The 5470-nt window shown below is 60.5% G+C and carries 7 protein-coding genes; 3 read left to right on the forward strand and 4 right to left on the reverse strand.

Going from position 1 to position 5470, the window contains the following annotated elements:
* Positions 1-121: 121 nt before the first annotated feature.
* The 3 genes from ACRESD_RS22650 to ACRESD_RS22660 all read right to left on the reverse strand — a co-directional run bounded on the left by ACRESD_RS22650 (position 122) and on the right by ACRESD_RS22660 (position 2200).
* A complete protein-coding gene (locus tag ACRESD_RS22650; RefSeq protein ID WP_010176159.1) occupies positions 122-541 on the reverse strand; it encodes an organic hydroperoxide resistance protein in 420 nt (139 codons plus the stop codon).
* A gap of 172 nt (positions 542-713) precedes the next feature.
* On the reverse strand, positions 714-1169 hold the full coding sequence (locus ACRESD_RS22655; protein ID WP_431752945.1) for a MarR family winged helix-turn-helix transcriptional regulator: 456 nt from the start codon (positions 1167-1169) through the stop codon (positions 714-716).
* 80 nt (positions 1170-1249) lie between these two features.
* Positions 1250-2200, reverse strand: coding sequence for a LysR family transcriptional regulator (locus ACRESD_RS22660; RefSeq protein ID WP_431752946.1), 951 nt, complete (start codon positions 2198-2200; stop codon positions 1250-1252).
* 108 nt (positions 2201-2308) lie between these two features.
* On the opposite strand from ACRESD_RS22660, the gene ACRESD_RS22665 reads away from it, so the two are divergent.
* Complete coding sequence (locus ACRESD_RS22665; protein ID WP_431752947.1) at positions 2309-3058, forward strand: sulfite exporter TauE/SafE family protein; 750 nt, start codon at positions 2309-2311, stop codon at positions 3056-3058.
* Here the strand turns inward: ACRESD_RS22665 and ACRESD_RS22670 are convergent.
* Positions 3048-3929: a LysR family transcriptional regulator gene (locus ACRESD_RS22670; protein ID WP_431752948.1), complete on the reverse strand. Its 882-nt coding sequence runs from the start codon at positions 3927-3929 to the stop codon at positions 3048-3050. The two genes, ACRESD_RS22665 and ACRESD_RS22670, sit on opposite strands and share 11 nt — an antisense overlap.
* Before the next feature lie 70 nt (positions 3930-3999).
* Here ACRESD_RS22670 and ACRESD_RS22675 point away from each other — a divergent pair, with 70 nt between their 5' ends.
* Complete coding sequence (locus tag ACRESD_RS22675) at positions 4000-4206, forward strand: DUF1127 domain-containing protein (protein ID WP_431752949.1); 207 nt, start codon at positions 4000-4002, stop codon at positions 4204-4206.
* Between the two features lie 45 nt (positions 4207-4251).
* Positions 4252-5470: winged helix-turn-helix domain-containing protein (locus tag ACRESD_RS22680; RefSeq protein ID WP_431752950.1), on the forward strand; the 1219-nt coding region annotated here is incomplete at its 3' end.

A 5470-nucleotide genomic window follows, 5' to 3' on the forward strand; every position in this document is an offset into this window, starting at 1 on the left:
GATCGAGATCGATACCCGTGAAGGCGGTTCGTACAAAGGTCGCGCCAAGAAGTAATTCTGGCTCCGCCGATACGAAAAAAACCCGACGCTAGCGTCGGGTTTTTTTATGGGCGTCTGTTTTTCAGACAGTGACGTGCAGGCGCACATCCACATTGCCGCGGGTGGCGTTGGAGTAAGGGCAGACCTGGTGAGCCGCATCGACCAGGCTTTGCGCGTCGTCCTGGGCCAGGCCCGGCAGGCTGATATGCAGATCGATGTCCAGGCCGAATCCACCAGGGATTTGACCGATGCCGACGTGGGCAGTGATCGATGCGTCATCCGGAATCTTGCGTTTGGTCTGGCTGGCGACAAATTTCAATGCGCCGATGAAGCAGGCCGAGTAGCCGGCGGCGAACAATTGCTCAGGATTGGTGGCTTGGCCGCCAGCGCCGCCCAATTCCTTGGGGGTGGAGAGTTTGACATCGAGGATGTTGTCGCTGGAGACAGCACGACCATCACGGCCGCCGGTGGCGGTAGCTACTGCGGTATAGAGCGTTTGCATGGCGTTTCCTCTTTGTTGTTAGCGCTAATTGTTTGTGCGCTAAGTAGTTGGTGAGGCGAATGTATAGCGCAAATATTTTGCGCGCAAGATAAATTCACAAATATTTTTTATGCGATACCACAAACCAATGTGGGAGGGGGCAAGCCCCCTCCCACATTTTAGAGCTTTACTGCTATTCGATTGAGGTCTGCAGGTTGCTGCGCAAGGCGACCAAGTCCGCCTGCAGCTTGCGTAACTGCTCCAGCTCCAAGCCACTGGCGCCGAGGATGCATTGTGGAATCCCCATGGCTTTTTCCTGCAAGGTACGGCCAGTCTCGGTCAACTCCACTACCACCACTCGCTCATCTTCGCGGCTGCGGGTGCGGCTGAGCAGGCCTTCGGCTTCCAGACGCTTGAGCAGCGGGGTGAGCGAGCCCGGGTCGGTCAGCAGGCGGTTGCTGATTTCACCGACAGTCAGGCCGTCCTCTTCCCACAGCACCATCATGGCCAGGTATTGCGGATAGGTCAGGCCGAGGGCTTGCAGCAGCGGCTTGTAGGCCTTGGTCATCAGCAGCGAAGTGGAGTGCAGGGCGAAGCACAGCTGGTTGTCCAGCATCAGGTTTTCGCATGGGGCGGGATTTTTGCTCATGGTGGTGCCTCGAAAAAGCATATCTGGGCTGGAATCTAGCGGGCAAATCTTTAATGCGCCAGATAATTCTGGCCAGCCGGTCAGACCAAACCGCTTTGCAGTGCCAGATCCCAGGGCGGCACGGGGCTGAAGCGGGACTTGAGGTACTCGAGCAACAACCGGCTGCGGGCATTGGCCTGTTGTTCCAGGCGCAGCGCATAGATGCCGGCGGTTTCCGGACTGGGCAGGCCGTTTTCGCAGAACAGTGGTAACAACTCGCCACGCACCAGGTATTCACTGGCCAGCCAGGTGGGCAGGTGCGCAATGCCCAGCCCGGCCAACGCGCCGGAGAGCAGGGCTTCGGCATTGTTGGCACTCAGGCGGATGCGCTGCGGGCGATAGGTGGCACGGCGTCCGTCCAACTCGAAGCGCCAGGCGAACATCGGCGCCAGGCCATCCCAGTCGAGACCGTCGTGCTCGCTCAGTTCCCGGGGATGGGTTGGCGTGCCGCGGGCTTTCAGATACGCCGGGCTGGCACAGGCGATGCGCACAATGCTGGCCAGGTGCGTGGCAATCAGCCGGGTGTCGACGATATGACCGGCCCGCAGCACCAGGTCGACCTTGCCCAGGTGCGCCCCCTGCATATCGACAAAGCTGTCGATCAGGTGCAGGTGTACATCCAGCCCGGGGTACACATTCAAAAAGTCCGCGATCACGGGTGCAAGGTGGCGTCGGCCGAAGGCTGCGGGTGCATCCACACGAATCAGGCCTTCTGGCGCATGGCTCAAGGACACGGCCTCGGCCCGGGCCAATTGCAACTCACCGACAATCCGCCGCGCGCGTTCGGCAAAGGCCAAGCCTGCCGGGGTTGGCACCACCGCGTGGGTGCTGCGTTGGAACAAACGGCTGCCCACGGAGCTTTCCAGGCTGTCGATACGCCGGGCAACGGCCGAGGGTGTCAGCGGATGACGGCGCGCGGCGGCGGAAAAACTGCCGGTCTCCAATACATCGAGAAACAGGCTCAGTTGGTCGGTGAGCGTATTAGGGTTCATCAGCGAGTGCTTATGCGAAATTGGCACAGCCATTGTGCGTTGCTGTGCGTTTCCGCGCCAGAGTCGACTGCGTAGCATGCAAACCCTGGGATTGCGGAGTGATGAGTGGTGTTGGATTTAGCAATATATCTGGTATTGGGCGCGGCCCTCGGTACGGTGGGCGGCCTGTTTGGCATTGGTGGCGGGCTGATTGCAATTCCGGTGCTCGGCGTGTTGTTCGGCCTGGATCAGCAGATCGCCCAAGGCACGGCGTTGGTGATGGTGGTACCCAATGTGATGCTGGCGCTGTGGCGTTACCACCAGCGTAACCGTATCGAATTGCGCCACGCATTACCGTTGGGCGTCATGGGCTTCAGCTTCGCCTGGTTGGGTTCGATCTGGGCGGTTGGGCTGGACGCCGGCGCCATGCGCATAGGTTTTATCGTTTTCCTGCTGACGCTTGCGGCATACAACCTGCTGCGCATGTTCACCCGCAATGCGCCACCGACGGCTCAGATGCGTTATTCCTGGCCGTGGCTTGGCGTGCTTGGGGCTGCTTCCGGGTCCATGGGCGGTTTGTTTGGCGTCGGTGGTGCGGTGGTTGCCACGCCGGTGCTGACCAGTGTGTTCGGCACCACCCAAGTGGTTGCGCAAGGTTTGTCCCTGGCGTTGGCGCTGCCCAGCACCAGCGTGACCTTGGTGACCTACGCCTGGCACCACGAAGTGGATTGGCTGATCGGCGTACCGTTGGCGATCGGCGGCCTGCTCAGCATCAGTTGGGGCGTGAAGGTCGCCCACGCACTGCCGGAGCGTGTGCTGCGTGGCCTGTTCTGCGCTTTCCTGGCGGTGTGCGCGGTGATGCTGACCTTTAAAGTCTGAAGCCTTCGAGGATGTAGTCTGCCAGGCACTCTGTGATCGGGGAGGTCATCAGTGGGTTGCGCAACAAGTGCAGGTTCATCGAGGGCAGTGGCGGGAAGCCCTCGTCCTTGCCGAGTATGCGCAGGTCTTCGGTCACCAGGTTTTCCATACTGACCATGACCGCCAGGCCGGCGTTGACCACCGCCTGGATCGCCGACACATTCGAGCTGTGGTAGGCCAGGCGATAATCCCGACCGGCTGCATCCAATGCCGAACGCGCCCACTGCGTGTAGAGGCAGTCGGTGCCCGACATCGCCAGCGGCAGTGCATCATGCTCGTCCATGCAAAAGCACGGTGACGCCGCCCACACCATGCGCTCCGTGCGCAACAGCTCACCGATTTCATTGCCAGGTTCGCGACTGACGACTGTCAGCGCGAGATCCCGCCGCTGCATTAGCACCGTCGACGACTCGCAGTGCATCTCGATCTGAATCAGCGGATAGGCCTTGGAAAACTGCTTCAGAATCCCCGGCAGAAAACGCATCACGTAATCATCCGGCGTACCGATGCGTACCAGCCCCACCATATGCGGTTCACGCAGGGTGTTGAACACCTCACTGTGCAGTTTCAGGATGCGCCGCGCATAGCCCAGCAGCACCTGGCCTTCAGGCGTCAGTCGCACCTGGCGGCCGTCACGTTCGAACAGCTTGCGCTGCAGTACGTCGTCCTCCAGGCGCTTCATCTGCATGCTCACTGCCGATTGCGTACGGTTGACCAACTCCCCGGCACGGGTGAATCCGCCTTGGTCGGCGATGGCGACGAAGGTGCGCAGGACGTCGGTGTCGATACTCGGGTAACTGGACAATTGATCAATCTCCGAGATGTATTGCATAAGAAACATTCGTTGGATTGATCATAGTGCCAGGCTCACACTTTCGTCATCCCCACTGGAGGGCGAAAAGATGAAAGGTCAAACCGGTTTTGTATTGATGGCGAAACGTCCGTTTTCCGGGCTGTTTCATACCCTGGCCCGCTGGCAGGCGCTGTACCACGAGCGCCAAATGCTGGCGAGCCTGAGTGGCGATGCGCTCAAGGACATTGGGCTCAATCGTGCCGATGTGGAGCAGGAGCGCCACCTGCACTTTTGGGAAGACCCGCTGCGAAAATGAGCCAGGATGCAGTAGGGTGGTGGGCGAGCCCCAATGGAGATTGCCATGCCCGCCGACCTGTCTTTTTCACTCAAGCAAGCTCGACGCATGGCGCTGGCCGCCCAGGGTTTTTCCGGGCGCCAGGCGCCTGCACTGATCAAGCCCACACACCTCAACCGTTTGATCGAGCGCCTCGGCGTGCTGCAGATCGATTCAGTCAACGCCGTCGTGCGCTCCCATTACCTACCGCTGTTTTCCCGCCTGGGCAATTACGCCCCGTTGATGCTTGAGCAGGCTGCCTGGAGCCAGGGGCGGCGTCGTTCCCTGTTTGAGTACTGGGGGCATGAGGCCTCGTTACTGCCTATGGCGCTGTACCCGCTGATGCGTTGGCGCATGGAACGGGCAAAGCTGGGGCAGGGTATCTATTCACAGATGGCGCGCTTTGGTCGTGAGCAGCAGGCGACTATCCATCGGGTTTTGCAGACCGTCGAGCGGCAGGGCGCGCTGGGAGCTGGCAGTCTGTCGACTCGTGAGGAGCGCGCAGGTCCTTGGTGGGATTGGAGTGATGAAAAGCACGCGCTGGAATGGCTGTTTGCTGCCGGCTTGGTCACCGTCGCGGGGCGCCGTGGTTTTGAACGGCTCTATGATTTGCCGGAGCGGGTTATCCCTGGCGAAATCCTTCAAACGTCTGTGGACGAGGCGCAGGCCCAACGGGGTTTGCTGCTGCACAGCGCGACGGCGTTGGGCGTCGCCACCGAAAAGGACCTGCGCGATTACTTTCGCCTTGATCCTGCCGACAGTCGCAGTCGCTTGCTGGAGTTGGTCGAAGAAGGGCAATTGTTGACCTGCCGAGTGCAAGGCTGGAAGCAACCGGCCTATTGCCTGCCTGATCCGAAAGTACCGCGCAAGGTACCGGCCAGCGCCTTGTTGTCGCCGTTCGATTCGCTCATCTGGGAGCGCAGCCGCACCGAGCGATTGTTTGATTTCCGTTATCGGCTGGAGATCTACACCCCGCAAGACAAGCGGGTGTACGGCTACTACGTGCTGCCGTTTTTGCACAATGAGCGGATCGCAGCGCGCGTGGACCTGCGCGCCGAACGCGCCAATGGGCGCCTGGCCGTGCATGCGGTGCATGAGGAGGAGCCGGGATTGGACGATGAAGGGATGCAGGCGCTGGCTTTGAACCTGTTGCAAATGGCCGACTGGTTAGGGTTGGAACAGGTCCAGCTCAATTGCCAGCGGCCGAGTGCCGATAGGTTGCGGGGGGTAATGCTTGATAGGGATG

It is taken from the genome of Pseudomonas sp., from assembly GCF_050739995.1.
Lineage (GTDB): Bacteria > Pseudomonadota > Gammaproteobacteria > Pseudomonadales > Pseudomonadaceae > Aquipseudomonas.

Excerpts from the sequence above, each read along its gene's own strand:
- ACRESD_RS22650 (WP_010176159.1), bottom strand. The coding sequence starts at position 541 with ATGCAAACGCTCTATACCGCAGTAGCTACCGCCACCGGCGGCCGTGAT.
- ACRESD_RS22655 (WP_431752945.1), bottom strand. The coding sequence starts at position 1,169 with ATGAGCAAAAATCCCGCCCCATGCGAAAACCTGATGCTGGACAACCAG.
- ACRESD_RS22660 (WP_431752946.1), bottom strand. The coding sequence starts at position 2,200 with ATGAACCCTAATACGCTCACCGACCAACTGAGCCTGTTTCTCGATGTA.
- ACRESD_RS22670 (WP_431752948.1), bottom strand. The coding sequence starts at position 3,929 with ATGCAATACATCTCGGAGATTGATCAATTGTCCAGTTACCCGAGTATC.
- ACRESD_RS22675 (WP_431752949.1), top strand. The coding sequence starts at position 4,000 with ATGAAAGGTCAAACCGGTTTTGTATTGATGGCGAAACGTCCGTTTTCC.